The organism is Streptomyces sp. NPDC046349, assembly GCF_055587885.1.
In genome coordinates this window covers 82220-98933 of sequence record NZ_JBVJFK010000004.1, presented here as the reverse complement: position 1 = coordinate 98933, position 16714 = coordinate 82220, and the positions used below count along the sequence as shown (strand labels likewise).

The following is a 16714-nucleotide window of genomic DNA, read 5'->3' as shown; positions in this document are numbered from 1 at the left end:
CGTCAGTGGCGCTTCTGGGAGAGCTGGAAGACGTCCGCGGAGAGCCGGGCGGCGGTCTGCCGGGTCGAGTGGGCGAGCAGTTCGGTGCGGATGGGGCCGCCGTCCGCCAGGTGGCGGTCGTAGGGCAGGACGTGCACGCTCGGCCCGGCGGCCTCCAGGGTGCGGACCGCGTCGGCGAGGTCGACGCCGGAGTGCGGGGCCTGCTCGGTGATGACGACGGCGGTGCTCGCCAGCATGTGCGGCGGCAGGCCCTTCATCCACTGGAGGACGGCGAAGGTGCTGCTGACGCCGTCCAGGGTGGCGGGGGTGGCGAGCACCCGGGCCTGGGAGGCGGAGAGGGCGACGCGGGCGACCTCGGCGGGGAGGGTCTCGCAGTCCACGACGGTGACGCCGAAGTAGCGGCGCAGCGCCACCATGGCCCGTTCGTAGGAGCGGGTGTCGAGCATCGCGCCGATCTGGCCCTGACTGCCGGGCAGCAGCCAGGCGTTGTCGCGGAGCTGGACCAGGTAGCCGGTGATGTCGAGCAGCGACATCTGGGGTTCGACGATGTCGGCGAGGTCACCGGTGGTCCAGCGCAGGCTCTCGGCGCCGAGGCGGATGGGCAGCGAGCCGAGCGCGGGGTCGGCCTCGACGAACAGGACGGGGTCCTGGCGGTAGTGCGCGTAGGTGGTGCCGAGCAGGGCGGCGACCGTGGACTTGCCGGCGCCGCCGCGGATGGAGGTGACGGCGATCTGCCGGCCGGTGGTCACCGGCTGCTGGAGCAGTTCGGCGGCGCGGGTGGCTTCGGCGACCTCGCGGGCGGCCGACGAGGAAACGGTTCTCCGTACGGCGCGCAGGGCGCGGGCGCTGAACGGCTCCCCGTGCCGCGGCTTGCGTCCGGTTCCCGAGAGCTGCCGGTCCACGGCGGGCTTGGAATCGGGGGTCGTACGGGACCGCTGGCCGTGGCCCGCGGTGGCGTACGCACCCGGCTGCGGCTGGGCCTGCGGGTACGCCTGGGCCTGCGGCGTGAGGGCGCCCCGGGGGCCGGCCGGCGCCGGGGCGGCCGTGCCCTCGGCCGGACCGGACTGCGGGTACCCGTACGCGGGAGCCTGGGCGGGAGCGTGCCCACCGGGGCCCGCCGCCGGGCGCTGCGCGCCGGCGCCCTGCGGCCCGGCGCCGGGGAGCTGGTGCTGCTGGTACCCGTGCGCGGGGGCAGCGGTGCCCGGGGCGGGAGCCTGCGCGGCGGGACCCGCCTGCTGCTGCGGCCCTGCCTGCCCCTGGGCCGGAGGCTGCGCCCCGCCCTTGAGGTCGCGCAGGACGTCGCCCTGCCAGTTCTCTGCGTTCGGCATGTCTGCCCCTGCCCCTCTTCCTCAGAACTTGTTGAGCAGCTGCCCGTACACGCCGAACACCCCGACGGCGAGCGGGAAGAGCCCCACCATGCCCACCGATTCGACGAGGTCGGCCGTGCGCCGCAGCCGGACCTGCACATGGTCCGGCGGCTGCACCGCGAGGACGAGCAGCGGCAGCAGCGCCGCCACGGCCAGGACGGCCAGCGGACCGGCGCCCCCGTCGTGGCCGGTCCACAGCATCACCAGGCGTACGACGAGCAGCGCCGCGGCTGCGATCAGCGCGACGACCTCCGCCACCAGCGGGAAGGCGCGCGCCCTCGACAGCAGTACGACGGCGACGAGCGACGGCAGGGCGACCGTCCACACGGAGGGCTTCTCGGCGAGCGTCAGCAGCCAGCCGGCGGCCGCGGCCGAGATCGCGGTGACGATCGTGGCGAGCGCGAGCCCCCGGTGCGTGGCGGCGAGCGCGTTGCCCACCTCGTGGCGGCTGACGGAGGCACCGCCCGAGCGGCGGTCGTCGAGGGCCGTGAGCCCCGAGGCCATCAGGGCGAGTCGCGGCAGCAGGCCGAGCAGCACCACGGAGACGAGGGCCATGACCGCACCGAGCCGGGCCGGGTCGCTCTGGACGGCGGCCACGGCCTCCCACAGGGCGGTGATCACGGCGGTGGCCGCGGCGCCGAGGAGCCCGCCGCGGCCGAGCGGGGAGCAGTGGCCGAGCAGGGCCAGCGTCAGGACGAGCGCGCCCGCGACGGCGGCCAGACGCGCGGTGCCCGGCCAGCCGTAGGCGTCCGCGGCGGTCCACGCGGTCAGGACGCCCAGCCCGCCGGAGGCGAGCAACAGCGCTGTCGCCAGGCCCCGGTTGCCCTGGCCGATCCGCGAGACGACGGCGCCGGTCGCCATCAGGACGAGCGTGACGGCGGCCAGGGCGCCGGCCAGCGAGTCGAGGGCGAACTCGCGGCGGGCGAGCAGCGCGGCGGTCACCGTGAACGCGACGGTCGCCACGCCCGCGCTGCCCCGCCGGGCGGCGGGACGCCAGCGCCAGGCCTGGAGGTCGAGGTCGTCGGAGACCAGGTCGGTGACGTCGTGGACCACCGGGGCGGGGGGTGCGGAGTGGCTCCGGACCAGGCGCAGGACGGCTCCGTCGGCTATGCCGGCCGACGCGAGCGTGCTGTCGTGCGGCAGCGCGGAACCGTCCGACGCGATCAGCTGACGGGTCAGCGGTCGCGAGGCGGCCCGGTCGTCGAGCAGCTGGAGTATGTCCGGGAGCAGTTGACCGATCGGCGTGTCGGACGGCAGGACCATGTCGGCCCGGCGGCGCTCGCCGATCAGGGTCACCCTGCTGAGTTGCGCCCGGGAAGTCGTTGCTGTGCTCACCACTTGCGGGAACCTATCATCGCGGGTTTGCGACCTTTCGGGGCGAAGGGGGACAGGGCGCTGCTGCCGGACTGTGAAATCTCCCGGATCTGCACGCCTGATGCTTCTTCCTCTACGACTGCACCGGCGCGGGCGACTTGGCCGAGTGCGAGGGGGAGGGCTGTGACGTCTTCGACGGTTTGGGAGACCTCGACGGCTTCGCCGCCGACGGGCTCGCCGGGGCGGACGGCTGCTGGGACTTGCCGGGCTGCCCGAGCGGCTGCAGCTGACCCTGTTGCTGCTGTTGCTGCTTCTGCTGCTCGGCCTTCTGCTTGGCGAGCGTGTGCTGGACGAAGGACCAGCCGACGCAACCCGCGCACAGGACAGCCGCGATGGCGATGCCCGCGAACAGCTTCCCGAGCCGTTCGTCCGCCGTGCGCCGCGCCCGCTGGGCGCCGAACAGCAGGGCGTCCCTCATCCTGCGGCGGCGTACCGCCACCGACTCCAGAAGCTGGCTGTCGTAGTCCCGTGCCATCTGTCGTCCGTCGCCCCCGGTCCCGGCTCGTCGAGCGCCTGTCACCGCTCCAGGGCGCGGCTGCTGAGTGTGCGCCATGCCGAGCCCCCGTGTTTTGCCTCTGCAACATAGAGCATGCATCCGAATCCGGCACACCCGGACCGGGGAGTGAACCGGGGCGGGAACCGGAGAGTCGGCGGTCGCCCGGGCGGTCACGGCCCGGCGGCCGGGTCCAGCGCCGACCGTCTGCCCGCCCGGTCCGCGGGCCGCCCTGTGGCACTGCCCGACACGGACACCGACCATCAGGGCGGCGGGCCCAGCACCCTCTTCGGGGAGGCGATCGGCAGGAGCGTGACCCCCGACCGCGTCTTCGCGCCGCCGGCCCGGCCCGTGACCGGGTACCGAGCGACCGCCGGCCGCAACCGCCGCCGTAGCGTGGGCCCTTCGGGACGGTTTCCGCCGTCCCGGGCGCCACGCACACCCCAAGGAGAGGCACATGACCGGTCAGGCAGCGCAACAGCAGGTCAACCAGTCCGCCACGCAGGCCGGTCCGGCCGTCGTGGTCCGCGTGGCGGGCGAGGCGGACGTCGAGACGGCGGCCACGCTGTTCCGCGGCTACCTGGACTTCTACGAGGTGGACGTGGAGGACCCCGGCGCCCCGCGGGCCTTCCTGGCCGAACGCATCGCGAAGGACGAGTCACTGGTCCTGCTCGCCGACGTCCCCGGCCGCGGGACCGTCGGCTTCGCCCAGGTCTACCGTGCCTTCTCCTCCCTGGCGCTGACGACCGCCTGGGTGCTCAACGACCTCTACGTCGCCCCCGCCGGCCGCCGCACCGGCGCCGCCCGGGCGCTGCTGCGCGAGGTGTTGCGCCGGGCCCGTGAGGCCGGGGTGTCGGGTGTCCAGCTGGAGACCGCGTACGACAACTCGGCCGCGCAGGCGCTCTACGAGGCGGAGGGCTTCGTCCGCGAGCAGTTCCACGTGTACTTCCACGATCTCGGCGCGGGGACTTCCGCAGGGGCGTGAAACATTCCCGTACGGCCGTCGCGTCAATGGAGTGGGACGGACGCGAGGGGGAGTGGATGCGACAGGGTCGCAGGGACGGGTTCCGTGACTTCGCGGCAGGCCGGTCGGGGCACCTGTACCGATCGGCCTGCCTGCTGGCGAGCGGGGACACGCACCTCGCGGAGGACCTGGTGCAGGAGACCCTGGGCCGGATGTACCTGCACTGGGGCCGGATCTCCCGCGTGGACAATCCGGCGGCGTACGCGCAGACGGTGCTGGTACGGGCCTACCTCACGCACCGGCGGCGCCGCTCGGCGGGGGAGCGCCCGGTCGGCGAGCTGCCGGACACCTCGGCGGTGGCGGCCGGCGGTGGTGATCCGGCGCTGCGGATGACCCTGCTGGAGGCGCTGGGCCGGCTGGCGCCGAAGGACCGGGCGGTGCTGGTGCTGCGCTACTGGGAGGACCGCAGCGTCGAGGAGACCGCCGACGCGATGAACGTCAGCTCGGCGGCGGTCCGTACCCGCTGCTCGCGGGCGCTGGCCCGGCTGCGGGAGCAGCTGGGCGGCAGCCTCTCCGCCTTCGCGGAATTCTGAGGGCGCCGGACCTCCCGCGCCCCCGCACGGCCCCTCCCCACCCTTGAAACGGAAGGTGTAGTTCCTCATGCCCTTTGAAGATGATCTCGGCGCGGCCCTCCGGCGGACGGGGGAGGACTTCACGATCGACCGGCACGCCCTGGTGGACGCGGGCGAGGAGCGCGGCCGGCGCCTGGTGGCCCGCCGCCGGGCCGGGGTGGTCGGCGGATCCGCACTGGCCCTGGCCCTGATCGCGACCGCGGGCGCCTACACCGGCGGCCTCCTCGACGGCCCGGACGGCGCGGAGGGGGTTCAGGTCGCGGCGCAGCCGACCCCGACCGGCGGCTCCGGCGGGACCGGCGGCGGGCCGGACGACGGGGACGGGAAGGGGCCCAGGACCGGCAGCGGCGCGGTCAGCGCGGAGCGGATGATGGCCAATCTGGAGAAGGCCCTGGCGGTCGAGGGCGGGAAGCTGGAGGTCAGGGCGGGGCGCGGCACGGAGAGCGAGGGCGGCGCGGCCGTCTCCGGCGTGTACGACGACGGGAAGGGCAAGGCGGCAGTCAGCGTCAGCCTCTCCCGCGTGGACCCCCTGGGCAGCCAGGCCGGCCAGCTGACGCAGTGCGGGGACAAGACCGTCCAGGGCTACGACGACTGCCGGACCGAGCGGCTGCCGGACGGCTCGAAGCTGCTGATCCTCAAGGGGTACGAGTACGCCGACCGCCGGGTGGACACCAAGTGCTGGCGGGCCGTGCTCGTCACCCCGGCGGGCTTCCTCGTCGAGGCCTCCGAGTGGAACGCCCCGGCGGAGAAGGATGCGGCCGTCACGCGGACCGACCCGCCGCTGGGCAGTGCGCAGTTGAAGACCCTGGTCACCTCGCAGGTCTGGCGCCCGGCGCTGAACGACCTGCCGCCCGCCGAGCCCGATCCGGTGCAGCCGGGCGCCGGATCGGACACGCCGCTGCAGGACCGCAGCGCCGCCGAAGCCCTGGAGTCGCTGCTTGTCCCGGTCGGCATCCCGATCATCTCCCGGGGCGGGGAGGGCTCGTACGGATACGCCGTGCTCGACGACGGCAAGGGCTACTCCCTGGTCCAGCTCAATGTCAGCACGGGCGAGAGCACCTCGGGCTTCGCCGGAGCCGATGTCACCAGCGAGTCCGACGGCACGAAGGTGAGGATCACGCAGGGTTCCGCCGGGAAGGGCGAGGGCGTGGTCCAGTGGACCGTGGACATTCTGCGCAAGAACGGCCTGCGGGTGACGGTATCCGCCTTCAACACCGGCAACCAGAACGGCGCCCCGACCCGCAGGGCGCCCGCTCCCACACTGGAGCAGCTGAAGGGGATCGCACTCGCGCCGGGCTGGAACCGCGACCGCAACTAGAGACTCGGAGCGGTCATTTGGCGTCGGCGTAGCACTCCACGACCGCCGTCGTGAACGGGAACCGGACCGGGGTGTCGCCGAAGGCGATCCGGCCGGCGCGGTCGCCGGCGGCGCGGATCGCCTCCACCACGGCCCCGGCCTCCTCGGCCGGGCAGTGCACCATCACCTCGTCGTGCTGGAAGAACACCAGCTCCGCGCGCATCCCGGCGGTCGCCTGCCGCAGGGCCGCGAGCATCAGCAGGGCCCAGTCGGCGGCGCTGCCCTGGACGACGAAGTTGCGGGTGAACCGGCCGCGGGCCCGGGAGTCGGTGGAGGCGTAACCCGGCGTCCAGCCGACCTCACGGTCCGGCCGGGCCCCGGCGTCGGCGTCCGGTTCCCCCTCGCCCGGGTCGACGCCTCCGTCCCCGGCCTCGTGGCCCTCGCCGGAGCCGGCGGGCGGCGGGCAGGTGCGGCCGAGCCACGTGCGTACGAGCCGGCCCTCTTCGCCGGCCTTCGCCGCGTCGTCCACGTACGCCACGGCCCGGGGGAAGCGCCGGCGGAGCGCGGCCAGGTTCTTCAGGCCGTCGCCGGAGGTCTGCCCGTAGACGGCGCCGAGAACGGCGATCTTGGCCTTGTCGCGGTCGCCGGAGAAGCCCTGGCGGGAGACGGCGGTGTAGAGGTCCTCGGGCCGTCCGGCGACCTCCATGAAGGCGGGGTCGCGGGAGATCGCGGCCAGCACGCGCGGTTCCATCTGGTCGGCGTCGGCGACGACGAGCCGCCAGCCCGGGTCGGCGACGACGGCCCGGCGGATCACCTTCGGGATCTGCAGGGCCCCGCCGCCGTTGGTGACCCAGCGGCCGGTGAGCGTGCCGCCGGGGATGAACTCCGGGCGGAATCGTCCCTCGTGGACCCAATCACCGAGCCATGACCAGCCGTGGGCGGTGTAGATCCGGTACAGCTTCTTGTACTCGATCAGCGGCTCCACGGCGGGGTGGTCCAGCTCCTGGATCTCCCAGCGGCGGGTGGACCTCAGCCTGATGCCGTCCTTGGCGAAGGCCCGGACGACCTCGGCGGGCAGGTCGGGCCGTACGCGCCGGCCGAAGGCCGCCGAGACGCGGTCGGCCAGCTCGGCGAGGCGCCGGGGCTCCCCGCCGCCCGCGTACCGTTCCCCGAGCAGCTCGGTCAGCAGGGCGCGGTGGACGTCGGCCCGCCAGGGCAGGCCGGCGCGGTTCATCTCGGCGGCGACGAGGAAGGCCGCGGACTCGGCGGCGACGAGCAGCCGCATCCGGTCGGGGTGGGCGGTGGCGCCCTGCCGCTTCGCCTGGTCGGCGTGGACGGCGAGCACGGCGTCCAGGGAGACCGGGGCGGGCTGAGGGTCGAAGAGGGAGTCCTGGGCGCGCGGGTCGGCGGCGCGCTGCGGCGGATCGGGCGGCACGGGGGCGTTGTTCAGCCGGGCCCAGGCGGCGGCGACCGAGCGCGGCTCGCCGGAGCGGCCCTCGTGCCCGAGGAGCAGCAGCTCGGCGTCCTCGATGTCGTGGCACCGCTCGACGCGGACACCGGAGGCGAGCAGGCGCGGGTAGACGGCGGCGGTGGACCGCCAGACCCAGCGGGTGCCGGAGGGGGCGGAGCGGATCGCGTCGGCGGGGTCGCGGACGCGCATCCGGACTCCGTCCGCGGGGTGTACGGATGCGGCGTGCCACCACCCGTCGCCGTCCTCGGCGAGGGCCCACCGGGGAGTGCGGTCGCTCATGGGTGCGAGTGTCCCACCGGGGTCCGACAGTGGCCGCGCGGCGGGCCGTGGGCCGTGGCCCCGGCGGGGCGCCGGGTCCGGGGGCCGCCGCCCTGGGACCCCGCGTCGCAGGCGCCGCCGGGTCCGGCGACCGGGGGCTCCGCCCGTGCCCCGGGCCCGAGCACCGCCCGGAACGGGACGCGAAGGCGGACATGCCAAGCTGAGAGGTGTGACAGACCTTGCCGAGACCGTCGACCGCGCCTTCGCCGCAGCCCTCTACGCCCAGGACGACGCCGGCCTGGACACCGGTGCCTCGCTGCTCGTCGCCGATTCCCGGCACTGGTCCGGCGTGGGCCGGGAACTGCTGGCGCGCGGGGAGGCGTACGTGCGGCAGGGCTGGGAGCGGGGCTGGCGGCCGGCCGACGTGCTGCGGCTGGTCCGCCGGGACCTCGACGAGCGGCACCTGCGGATCACCGGGGACCTGATCGCCGCCGAGGCGCGCCGCTACGCCTGCCTCCCGGAGCGCTGGACCACGGCCGAGGTGTGGTGGCAGAGCGACGAGGAGTACGCCGACGGGCTCGCGCGGCGGGAGCGTGCCGACCGGTTCACGCTGGCCACCGCCTTCCTGGAGGTGCTGCGGCTGCTGATCCGGCTGCCGTCGATCGAGCCGGTGGGTCCGCTGCCCGGCGACCCGGTCGACGCCCTCGCGGAGCACGCCCACATCGAGCCGCGCATGCTGGGCCGGATCCGGGCCCTGCTCGCCAAGGCCGAGGCGACCACCTACCCGGAGGAGGCCGAGGCGCTGAGCGCCAAGGCCCAGGAGCTGATGGCCCGGCACACCGTGGACGAGGCCCTGCTCGCGGCGAGCGGCAAGGGCCCCGCACAGGTGCCGGCGGCCTGCCGGGTCGGTGTGGAGCCGCCGTACGAGGAGGCGAAGGCGGTGCTGCTCGACGCGGTGGCCACCGCCAACCGCTGCCGGGCGGTGTGGAACAGCGGCTTCGAGTTCTCCACGGTGGTCGGCTTCGAGAGCGACCTGGAGGCGGTGGAACTGCTCTACACCTCGCTCCTGGTGCAGGGGACGGCCGCGATGACGCGCGCGGAGGCCGCGCAGCGGTCGGGCGGACGCAAGCGGACCAAGACCTTCCGGCAGTCCTTCCTGCTGGCCTACGCCAGCCGGCTCGGCCACCGGCTCGCCGAGACCGCCGAGCATGCGGCGACCGAGGCCCCGGACAACCTCCCGGCCCTGGTGGCCCGCGACGTGGCGGTCACCTCCCGGGCCGAGGAGATGTTCCCGCGGACCACCACCACCCGGCTGCGCGGCGCCACCGACCACGCGGGCTGGGAGGACGGCACGGCGGCCGCCGACCGGGCCCACATGGGCGGCCGCCGCCGCCCGCTGCCCCGGCACACCCGCCGGCCGCGGTGAGCGCCACCCCGTCGGGCACGGGCCGGTCGGGTCGTGCGGCCCCGGCCTCGCTCGACCGGGGCCGTGCCCGTCGTGCGGCCCCGGCCTCGCTTGACGGGCGCGGATGCCGCCGGCCCCCTGGGGCGGACCTGTCTGTGATCACCGGAACACCCCGCGTGCACGTGCATCTGCGCATGCAGCAGCTGGTGAACACAGCTATGATCCGGTGGAGTTGACATCTGCACTATCGGGGGCTTCCTGTGGACCACGCGTACAACGGGATGGCAGCTGCAGAACTCGCTTCCTTGTTTGAGCTGACGTGGCAGAAGAGCAGACACAGCAACTCGCAGGGTTCCTGCGTGGAGTTCGCGAAGCTGCCGGGAGGCGACGTAGCCATGCGCAATTCGCGCTTCCCGGACGGTCCGGCGCTCGTCTACACGCCGGCCGAGATAGAAGCCCTGCTCCTGGGCGTCAAGGACGGCGAGTTCGATCACCTGATCGGCTGACGGAACGGCGCATTCATCGAGCCATGCACGTGCACTGGCCGGGACCGATCGCAGCGATCGGTCCCGGCCAGTCGCGTATATGCGTCGCGTGTCGGCGGTGCTCAGTCGTGGAGCAGGAACAGCGCCCAGACGACCTTGCCGGTGAGCCGCCCAGCGAGCGGGTGCCAGCCCCAGCTGTCGCTGTAGGAGTCCACCAGGAACAGCCCCCGCCCGGACTCCAGGTCGCAGTTCTGCTCGGTACGCTCCGGCGAGAACGCCCCGCCGGGCCGGTCCTCGCTGGGGTCGCGCACCGCGCACACCAGTCGGGTGCTCCACCGCATCAGGTGCAGCCGCACCGGCGGTTCCGGCTCGGCGGCCGGCCCCCGGGACTCCTCGGGCAGGGCGTGCCGCAGGGCGTTGGTGACGAGCTCGGAAACGACCAGGGCCACATCGTCGAAGCGCTCGTCGAGGCCCCACTGGGACAGCGTCGAGCGGGTGAAAGTGCGCGCGCCCCGCACCGCGTCGAACCGTGCGGGCAGAGCGCATGAGGCGGACCCGGAGACAGCCGTGGGGTCGACCGGGGGAAGCCCCTGCCGTAACGGCTCGAGCACGGTCGATCCATTCGTCCCCATGCGAGGCACTCCCGGGATTCGCGGACGAAGCGGTTGGCTTGTGTCCAAAGAGAACTGCGGGGTGGGTCCCGCGCCGGCGCGAAGAGCACGCAGGTGCGCGGGGACCATCGTTCCGAATGCTCGGGCCGGATGCAAGGGCAGATGCACGTGCACGCGCCGGACCTGTCCCCTCACGTGACGGTTCTTGCTCATTTCTTCCTACGCATACTTACGGACTTCTTTTCCCGGAGACGGGATTCCGTTACAGAACGAGTACGGCCCGATGCGTTTTGGTGGCAGACTGCGGCCTCTGGGGTGCGGGGGCCCCGAGCACGCGCACACCACGCGCACGCCAATGCGATGGGGAGGGCAGTACTAGTGACCGCAGAAGCAAGCGGTTCTGTGGTGCGCCGCATCCTCCTGGGCTCCCAGCTCAGGCGACTCCGAGAATCCCGCGGCATCACCCGTGAGGCGGCCGGCTACTCGATCCGCGCATCCGAATCGAAGATCAGCCGCTTGGAGTTGGGAAGGGTGAGCTTCAAGGCACGGGACGTGGAGGACCTCCTCACGCTCTACGGAGTCACGGACAGCACCGAGCGCGAGTCCCTGCTGGGACTGGTCCGCGAGGCCAACGCGACCGGCTGGTGGCACAGTTACGGCGACGTGCTGCCGGGCTGGTTCCAGACGTACATCGGGCTGGAGGGTGCCGCGTCGCTCATCCGGATCTACGAGGTGCAGTTCGTCCACGGCCTGCTGCAGACCGAGGCATACGCCCACGCCGTCGTCAGCCGCGGCATGCCCGGCGCCACCGCCGCCGAGATCGACCGCCGCGTCGCGCTGCGCCTGGAACGGCAGAAGGTGCTCGTCTCCGAGAGCGCCCCCGTCTTCCACGCCGTCCTCGACGAGGCCGCCCTGCGCCGCCCGTACGGCGACCGGAACGTCATGCGCGGCCAGTTGGAGCACCTCATCGAGATCTCCGAGCGGCCCAACGTGCAGCTCCAGGTGATGCCCTTCTCCTTCGGCGGACACGCGGGCGAGAGCGGAGCCTTCACCCTCCTTCGCTTCCCCGAGTCCGACCTGCAGGACATCGTCTATCTGGAACAGCTCACCAGTGCGCTCTACCTGGACAAGGACGAGGAAGTGGGGCAGTACGGCCGGGCGATGGAGCGGCTCCAGGCCGACTGCCCCGATCCCGACCGGACCCGGGATCTTCTCCGCGGCCTACTCCAACTGTCTTGATCCGCACGTAGTATGACGTCTGATCAGTGCATGATGACCGATCGGTCTCCGGTGCAGCGCACGGGTGCGCGCTCGCAGTAAGGGATGGCATGTCCATATTCAGCGACCTCGCTCACCAGTACATCGACGGCGAATGGCTGGCCGGCAACGGTTCGTGGGACATCATCGACGTCAATCCGTACAACGGAGAGAAGCTCGCGGCCATCACCGTGGCCACCGTCGAGCAGGTGGACCGGGCGTACCGCGGCGCCGAGCGCGCCCAGCGGGAATGGGCAGCGACCAGCCCGTACATCAGACGCGCGGTCCTCGAGCGCGCCCTGCGGATCACCGAGGAGCGCGAGAAGGAGATCGTCGAGGCGATGATCGACGAACTCGGCGGGACCCGTCCCAAGGCCGAGTACGAGGTCCACCTCGCGATGGAGTTCATCCGCGAGTCGCTGCAGCTGGCCGTCCGCCCCGAGGGCCGGATCCTGCCCTCGCCGGTGGAGGGCAAGGAGAACCGGGTCCAGCGGCTGCCCGTCGGCGTCGTCACGGTGATCAGCCCCTTCAACTTCCCCTTCCTGGTCACCCTGAAGTCGGTCGCGCCGGCCCTGGCCCTGGGCAACGCGGTCGTCGTCAAGCCGAACCAGAACGCCCCCGTCGTGGGCGGCGGGGTGATAGCCAAGATCTTCGAGGACGCGGGGCTCCCGGCCGGCCTGCTGAACGTGCTGGTCACCGACATAGCCGAGATAGGCGACGCGCTCCTGACGCACCCCGTCCCCAAGGTGATCTCCTTCGCCGGGTCGGACCGGGTCGGCCGGCACGTGGGCGCGGTCGCCGCCCGCCACTTCAAGCGCACGGTCCTGGAGCTCAGCGGCAACAGCGCGCTCGTCGTCCTCGACGACGCCGACCTCGACTACGCGGTGGACGCGGCCGTCTTCAGCCGCTTCGTCTACCAGGGCCAGGTCTGCATGGCCGCCAACCGGATCCTGGTCGACGCCTCCGTCGCCGAGGAGTTCACCGAGAAGTTCACCGCCCGCGTGCGGGGCCTGAAGACGGGTGACCCGCACGAGGCCGACACGCACATCGGCCCGCTGATCAACTCCTTCCAGGCCGACGCCCTGACCGCGCTCGTGGAGCAGGCAGTGGAATCCGGCGCGCAGGCACTCGTACGGGGGTCTACGCGCGGCAACCTGGTCGAGCCGACAGTGCTCGCCGGGATCCCCGAGGACTCCCCGCTGCTGGGCCAGGAGATCTTCGGCCCGGTGGCCCTGCTGGTGGTCTTCGACGGCGAGGACGAGGCCGTACGGCTGGCCAACGCGACCCCGTACGGGCTCAGCGGCGCCGTGCACACCCGGGACGTGGAGCGGGGCGTCCGCTTCGCCCAGCGGATCGAGACGGGGATGATCCACGTCAACGACTCCACGATCGGGGACGAGCCGCTGGCCGCGTTCGGCGGCGAGAAGGCCTCGGGCCTGGGCCGGCTCAACGGCGAGGCCACGGTCGAGGCGTTCACCACCCAGAAGTGGATCTCCGTGCAGCACGGTCGGACGGCCTTCCCGTTCTGATCAAGGGTCCCGACACCCCTAGACTCGACCGGGCGTAGGCAGCCGCCCGGGGGAGAACGAGTTGAGCAACATACCGGAGACCGGCCGGACCCCTCGGGTCCAGAACCGGCTCGTCGTCATCCAGGTCGTGGTCTTCTCCCTTCTGCTCACGCTGGGCGGACGGCTCTGGTACCTCCAGATCCGCAACGGCACGGACTACACCGACGAGGCGAAGAACAACCACGTCCAGCAGGTGGTCCAGCCGGCCGTGCGCGGCTCGATCCTCGACTCGCGCGGGGTCCCGCTCGCCGACAACGCCACCCACCTGGTGGTCTCCGCCAGCCGCACCGAGCTGCTGACCATGAAGGACAAGGGCAAGGCCGTCCTGACCCGGCTCGCCGGGGTCCTGGGCATGGACCCCCAGGAGGTCATCGACAAGGTCCGGCTCTGCGACTCCAAGACCAAGCAGCCCTGCTGGAACGGCTCTCCCTACCAGCCGATCCCGGTCAGCGACGAGGCGACCACGGAGCAGGCCCTGCAGATCCGTGAGCACCCCGAGGACTTCCCGGGCATCACGGCCGAGGCGACCGCCCTGCGCCGCTACGCAGCCCCGGACCAGGCCAACACCTCCCAGGTGCTGGGCTACCTCTCCCCGGTCACCGACGAGGAGATCGCCAAGGCGAAGAAGACCGACTCCCCGTACTTGCGCTCCGACCAGGTGGGCCGCTCCGGCCTGGAGCGCACCTACGACAAGGAGCTGCGCGGCAAGGCCGGCATCACCCGCTACGAGGTGGACAACCTCGGCCGCGTCATCGGGCAGGGCGAGACCGACCCGGCGCAGCCCGGCTCGAACATCGTGACCTCCATCGACTCCCGCGTGCAGGCGGTCGCCGAGCGCGAGCTGAACAACGCGATGATCGACGCCCGCAAGGTGCACGACAGGAACACCGGGCGCAACTACGAGGCCGACTCGGGCGCGGTCGTGGTGATGGAGACCAAGACGGGCCGGATCGTGGCGATGGCCTCGAACCCGACCTACGACCCGAACGCCTGGGTGGGCGGCATTTCGGCGAAGGACTACGCCTCCCTCACCGACAAGGAGTCCAACTACCCGCTGCTGAACCGGGCGATCCAGGGGCAGGCGGCGCCGGGCTCCGTCTTCAAGGTGGTCACCTCGACGGCGGCGGTCAACGCCGGCTACCCCTTCAACAACCGCTACCCCTGCCCCAGCTCGTACTCGGTGGGCAACCAGACCTTCACCAACTTCGAGTCGCAGGGCCACGGTGACATCACCATCGGCCGGGCCCTGGAGGTCTCCTGCGACACGGTCTACTACCTGATCGCGGACCAGGAGTGGAAGAAGGACGGGGGCATCAAGCCGAAGAAGGACCCGAACGACTGGTTCTTCAGGACGGCCCACGAGTTCGGTCTGGGCAAGCGCACCGGCATCGACCTGCCCAACGAGGTGCCCGGCCGGATCCCCGACCGCAAGTGGAAGCAGGACTTCTTCGACGCCAACAAGGACGCCTGGTGCCGGGACGGCAAGAAGAACGGCAGCTTCGCGGAGAAGATCGCCTACGAGAACTGCCGCCAGGGCAACCAGCTGCGCGAGGGTGACGCCATCAACTACTCGATCGGGCAGGGCGACACCCTCGTCACCCCGCTGCAGATGGCGTCGGTCTACGCGGCCATCGCCAACGGCGGCACCCTGCACCAGCCCAGCGTCGGCAAGGCGATCGTCAGCGCCGACGGGACGTCGGTGAAGGAGATCGCCCCCAAGGAGACCGGCAGGCTCCCGATGGACGCCAGGACGCGCGACAACATCGACAAGGCCCTCGCCGGCGTGGCCACCGACGGCAGCGCCGCCTGGCGCTTCGTGGGGTGGCCGCAGAAGCAGATCCCGATGCACGCCAAGACCGGCACGGCCGAGGTCCAGGGCAAGCAGACCACCTCGTGGTTCGCCTCGTACACGGAGGACTACGCGATCGTCATGACGATCTCCCAGGGCGGCACCGGCTCCGGGGCCTCCGGGCCGGCCGTCCGCAAGATCTACGAGGCGATGTACGGCCTCGACCCCACGGGCAAGCAGGACCTCGGCAAGGCGCTGCTGCCGAAGCCCGCCACAGAGTTGCCCCCGATGCGGCCGGACGACGAGATCTCCCCAAACGGAGCCGCCAACTAGGACAGCATCTGACCGCATCCCTCCGTAGCGTAGGAGTTGTCGGGGGAGAGGCCCCCGCTACATCACGCAGAGGCGGTCCGGTCATGGCGCAGATGTCCACCGAGGTCCTCGGCGACGAGCGCGGCACGCTCCTCGCCTTCGTCGAGGCCCAGCGCGCGGCGATCCGCGAGACGCTCCTCGGGCTCGACGAGGAGCAGGCGGCGAGCCGCCCGAGCGCCAGCGAGCTCAGTCTGTCCGGGCTGCTCAAGCACGTGGCGGAGGTCGAGCTGAACTGGCTGCGGCTGGCCCAGCAGCGGCCGAACGAGCGGCTGCGCGACGAGGCGAGCTACGGCGACAGCTTCCGCCTCGTCGAAGGCGAGTCCATCCCGTCCGTCCTGGCCTTCTGGGACGGGGTCCGGCAGGAGACGGAGGCCTTCGTCGCCTCCGTGGCGAGCCTGGACGAGACGTTCCCGCTGCCGCCGGCGCCCTGGTTCCCCAAGGACGCCAAGGTGTCGGTCCGCTGGCTGCTGCTGCACCTGGTGGAGGAGTTCGCCCGGCACGCGGGCCACGCGGACATCGTCCGCGAATCCCTCGACGGCACCAAGGCGATGGGCTGAGGTCTGTCCTGTCATCCCCGGTGGATCAGCGCGAGGCGCCGTGGCGGCTTGCGCCCGCCGGGGATTGCGCAGCAGCCCTCAGACGGGGGCCGGACGGGCGGGGCTTAGCCTGGCCCCATGTCAGCGATCCGGCTTCTTGTCCTCGGCGCCGTCCGCCAGCACGGGCGGGCCCACGGCTACCAGGTGCGCAACGACCTGGAGTACTGGGGCGCCCACGAGTGGTCGAACACCAAGCCGGGATCGATCTACCACGCGCTCAAGCAGATGGCGAAGCAGGGCGTCCTGCACGCCCACGAGGTGGCGCCGAGCGCGGCGGGCGGACCGCCGCGCACCGAGTACGAGGTGACGGACGCCGGCCGCGAGGAGTACTTCAGGCTGCTGCGCGAGGCGCTCGGGGCGTACGACCAGAAGGCGGACGTGCTGTCGGCGGCGATCGGCTTCATGGTCGACCTGCCGCGCGAGGACGTGCTCGGGCTGCTCCGGGAGCGGCTTGCGAAGCTGGCCGGCTGGCGGTCGTCGGTGACCGACCACTACACGCCGGAGGGCGGCCCGGAGGCGCTGGGCCACATCGGCGAGATCATGCACAGGTGGGTCCACTCGGCGGACGCGGAGGCGGACTGGACTCGGGGGCTGATCGCCCGGATCGAGGGGGGCGCGTACTCCTTCGCCGGCGAGGGCGGTGAACCGTTCGTCGGGGTGCTGGCGGACGGCCAGGAGAACCCGTACGCCTAATCAAGTTTGACTAGCCCGCGAGCGGGCATTACCTTTTGCGGCTCGCAGTAATCAAATTTGACTAACGATTTCGGGGTGGGGA

General features: G+C 72.3%; 15 protein-coding genes. 10 read left to right on the top strand and 5 right to left on the bottom strand.

Going from position 1 to position 16714, the window contains the following annotated elements:
* Positions 1-2 precede the first annotated feature (2 nt).
* The 3 genes from ACZ6JS_RS10480 to ACZ6JS_RS10470 form a co-directional block, all read right to left on the bottom strand.
* Positions 3-1328, bottom strand: coding sequence for a MinD/ParA family ATP-binding protein (locus ACZ6JS_RS10480; protein ID WP_469297253.1), 1326 nt, complete (start codon positions 1326-1328; stop codon positions 3-5).
* A gap of 21 nt (positions 1329-1349) precedes the next feature.
* Positions 1350-2705 carry a type VII secretion integral membrane protein EccD gene (eccD, locus tag ACZ6JS_RS10475; RefSeq protein WP_469297252.1) on the bottom strand — a complete coding sequence of 452 codons (1356 nt, stop codon included), beginning with the start codon at positions 2703-2705 and terminating at the stop codon, positions 1350-1352.
* A 109-nt stretch (positions 2706-2814) separates the two neighbouring features.
* Positions 2815-3216: a hypothetical protein gene (locus ACZ6JS_RS10470; protein WP_469297251.1), complete on the bottom strand. Its 402-nt coding sequence runs from the start codon at positions 3214-3216 to the stop codon at positions 2815-2817.
* Positions 3217-3691: 475 nt separating this feature from the next.
* Between ACZ6JS_RS10470 and ACZ6JS_RS10465 the strand changes: the two genes are divergently transcribed.
* From ACZ6JS_RS10465 to ACZ6JS_RS10455, 3 genes are all read left to right on the top strand, one after another.
* Positions 3692-4219: a GNAT family N-acetyltransferase gene (locus ACZ6JS_RS10465; protein WP_469297250.1), complete on the top strand. Its 528-nt coding sequence runs from the start codon at positions 3692-3694 to the stop codon at positions 4217-4219.
* Between the two features lie 56 nt (positions 4220-4275).
* Positions 4276-4791 carry a SigE family RNA polymerase sigma factor gene (locus tag ACZ6JS_RS10460; protein WP_469297249.1) on the top strand — a complete coding sequence of 172 codons (516 nt, stop codon included), beginning with the start codon at positions 4276-4278 and terminating at the stop codon, positions 4789-4791.
* A gap of 67 nt (positions 4792-4858) precedes the next feature.
* Complete coding sequence (locus ACZ6JS_RS10455) at positions 4859-6148, top strand: hypothetical protein (protein WP_469297248.1); 1290 nt, start codon at positions 4859-4861, stop codon at positions 6146-6148.
* Positions 6149-6161: 13 nt separating this feature from the next.
* On the opposite strand, the gene ACZ6JS_RS10450 is transcribed toward ACZ6JS_RS10455, so the two are convergent.
* Positions 6162-7877: a bifunctional 3'-5' exonuclease/DNA polymerase gene (locus tag ACZ6JS_RS10450; RefSeq protein ID WP_469297247.1), complete on the bottom strand. Its 1716-nt coding sequence runs from the start codon at positions 7875-7877 to the stop codon at positions 6162-6164.
* Positions 7878-8085: 208 nt separating this feature from the next.
* On the opposite strand from ACZ6JS_RS10450, the gene ACZ6JS_RS10445 reads away from it, so the two are divergent.
* Both ACZ6JS_RS10445 and ACZ6JS_RS10440 read left to right on the top strand, forming a co-directional pair.
* Positions 8086-9282 carry a DUF2786 domain-containing protein gene (locus ACZ6JS_RS10445; protein ID WP_469297246.1) on the top strand — a complete coding sequence of 399 codons (1197 nt, stop codon included), beginning with the start codon at positions 8086-8088 and terminating at the stop codon, positions 9280-9282.
* Between the two features lie 239 nt (positions 9283-9521).
* Positions 9522-9767, top strand: coding sequence for a DUF397 domain-containing protein (locus tag ACZ6JS_RS10440; protein ID WP_030656519.1), 246 nt, complete (start codon positions 9522-9524; stop codon positions 9765-9767).
* 101 nt (positions 9768-9868) lie between these two features.
* On the opposite strand, the gene ACZ6JS_RS10435 is transcribed toward ACZ6JS_RS10440, so the two are convergent.
* Positions 9869-10378: an ATP-binding protein gene (locus ACZ6JS_RS10435; RefSeq protein WP_469297245.1), complete on the bottom strand. Its 510-nt coding sequence runs from the start codon at positions 10376-10378 to the stop codon at positions 9869-9871.
* 339 nt (positions 10379-10717) lie between these two features.
* Between ACZ6JS_RS10435 and ACZ6JS_RS10430 the strand changes: the two genes are divergently transcribed.
* The 5 genes from ACZ6JS_RS10430 to ACZ6JS_RS10410 all read left to right on the top strand — a co-directional run bounded on the left by ACZ6JS_RS10430 (position 10718) and on the right by ACZ6JS_RS10410 (position 16632).
* Positions 10718-11596 (top strand): helix-turn-helix domain-containing protein, encoded by an 879-nt coding sequence (locus ACZ6JS_RS10430; RefSeq protein WP_469297244.1) that lies wholly within the window; start codon positions 10718-10720, stop codon positions 11594-11596.
* Positions 11597-11685: 89 nt separating this feature from the next.
* Complete coding sequence (locus ACZ6JS_RS10425) at positions 11686-13143, top strand: aldehyde dehydrogenase family protein (protein WP_469297243.1); 1458 nt, start codon at positions 11686-11688, stop codon at positions 13141-13143.
* Positions 13144-13204: 61 nt separating this feature from the next.
* Positions 13205-15304 carry a penicillin-binding protein 2 gene (gene mrdA, locus ACZ6JS_RS10420; protein WP_469297242.1) on the top strand — a complete coding sequence of 700 codons (2100 nt, stop codon included), beginning with the start codon at positions 13205-13207 and terminating at the stop codon, positions 15302-15304.
* An 83-nt stretch (positions 15305-15387) separates the two neighbouring features.
* Positions 15388-15900, top strand: a complete 513-nt coding sequence (locus tag ACZ6JS_RS10415; protein WP_469297241.1) for a DinB family protein — start codon at positions 15388-15390, stop codon at positions 15898-15900.
* 117 nt (positions 15901-16017) lie between these two features.
* The gene (locus tag ACZ6JS_RS10410; protein WP_469297240.1) at positions 16018-16632 is read left to right on the top strand and encodes a PadR family transcriptional regulator; all 615 of its coding nucleotides are present in this window, start codon (positions 16018-16020) and stop codon (positions 16630-16632) included.
* Positions 16633-16714 lie beyond the last annotated feature (82 nt).

Excerpts from the sequence above, each read along its gene's own strand:
- ACZ6JS_RS10480 (WP_469297253.1), bottom strand. The coding sequence starts at position 1,328 with ATGCCGAACGCAGAGAACTGGCAGGGCGACGTCCTGCGCGACCTCAAG.
- ACZ6JS_RS10470 (WP_469297251.1), bottom strand. The coding sequence starts at position 3,216 with ATGGCACGGGACTACGACAGCCAGCTTCTGGAGTCGGTGGCGGTACGC.
- ACZ6JS_RS10465 (WP_469297250.1), top strand. The coding sequence starts at position 3,692 with ATGACCGGTCAGGCAGCGCAACAGCAGGTCAACCAGTCCGCCACGCAG.
- ACZ6JS_RS10460 (WP_469297249.1), top strand. The coding sequence starts at position 4,276 with ATGCGACAGGGTCGCAGGGACGGGTTCCGTGACTTCGCGGCAGGCCGG.
- ACZ6JS_RS10455 (WP_469297248.1), top strand. The coding sequence starts at position 4,859 with ATGCCCTTTGAAGATGATCTCGGCGCGGCCCTCCGGCGGACGGGGGAG.
- ACZ6JS_RS10450 (WP_469297247.1), bottom strand. The coding sequence starts at position 7,877 with ATGAGCGACCGCACTCCCCGGTGGGCCCTCGCCGAGGACGGCGACGGG.
- ACZ6JS_RS10435 (WP_469297245.1), bottom strand. The coding sequence starts at position 10,378 with ATGGGGACGAATGGATCGACCGTGCTCGAGCCGTTACGGCAGGGGCTT.
- ACZ6JS_RS10430 (WP_469297244.1), top strand. The coding sequence starts at position 10,718 with ATGGGGAGGGCAGTACTAGTGACCGCAGAAGCAAGCGGTTCTGTGGTG.
- ACZ6JS_RS10425 (WP_469297243.1), top strand. The coding sequence starts at position 11,686 with ATGTCCATATTCAGCGACCTCGCTCACCAGTACATCGACGGCGAATGG.
- ACZ6JS_RS10415 (WP_469297241.1), top strand. The coding sequence starts at position 15,388 with ATGGCGCAGATGTCCACCGAGGTCCTCGGCGACGAGCGCGGCACGCTC.
- ACZ6JS_RS10410 (WP_469297240.1), top strand. The coding sequence starts at position 16,018 with ATGTCAGCGATCCGGCTTCTTGTCCTCGGCGCCGTCCGCCAGCACGGG.